The sequence below is a fragment of the Capnocytophaga sp. oral taxon 863 str. F0517 genome, from assembly GCF_000466425.1.
GTDB lineage: Bacteria > Bacteroidota > Bacteroidia > Flavobacteriales > Flavobacteriaceae > Capnocytophaga.
The window spans coordinates 1-883 of the sequence record NZ_KE992147.1 but is presented as its reverse complement, the minus strand read 5'-3'; the positions used below and the strand labels follow the sequence as shown (position 1 = coordinate 883).

The window sequence follows — 883 nt, the reverse complement described above, 5'->3', positions numbered from 1 at the left end:
TATACCTCGTATCCAAGACTTTACTTGATGTATTTTATCTTATAACTTCTAATTCTTTTTTACCTTTTGGGCGATATAAATATATAGGGAAAATTCTTACTTTTTTTCTATTTTCCTCTTCATATCTTCCTACTAGTACAGGCTCTCCTTTACAACGAGGACATTTCATTGCTGTAAATAATAATGTGACTACTCTATCTTCACAATAATAAACCAACTCTTCATTATCAATTGAAGTCATATTAAAATTCTGTAGAGTTCCATCAAATACAGCTGTATAAAATTTTGCAATATCCTTACTTTCTTTTTCTGTCATAAATAAAGCTTGAGCTACTTCTTTTTCTTTATATAAAATACTCTCTTCAAATTTATTTTCTTCTTTATTGATAATCATATTTCTAAGTTCATTAAACTTGTTTAGAACTTCTTTTTTTAGATTTAAGCTATCAGATAAATCAAATTTTTCTCCATCTTGCCATCCTTTTAATTGATATGGGACATTAGCCTGAAATGTTCCACAATATTCTACATAAGGTTTTCCCATATCTACAAATATATTTTTTCCTGTTTCTTTTTCTTTTTTTAGTGGAACTTCGAAATCTATCACAGGTGTAGAAATCTTTTCAATATCTCCATCATCTTTAAAACGAATAGCTTGTATTTTTAATTGGACTCTTGCCTCTCCTTCTATCATTTTTTGTGGAATTCCATTGATGTGTATAGGAAAAATTCTAATTTTCCAAGATTGTAAACCACTCTTTAAAATTTCTGTATTTATGGGGACACTTGCGCTTAAGGCACCATTTCCCAATCCATAATATCTCTCAATAGGGAAGCCATTAATTAGTATACTGCTGTTGCGTTGTTTTTAGATAGTAAATAA

1 protein-coding gene is annotated in these 883 nt (G+C 28.9%); it reads right to left on the bottom strand.

Going from position 1 to position 883, the window contains the following annotated elements; genetic code table 11:
• Positions 1-34 precede the first annotated feature (34 nt).
• On the bottom strand, positions 35-694 hold the full coding sequence (locus HMPREF1551_RS06270; RefSeq protein ID WP_231374963.1) for a hypothetical protein: 660 nt from the start codon (positions 692-694) through the stop codon (positions 35-37).
• Positions 695-883 lie beyond the last annotated feature (189 nt).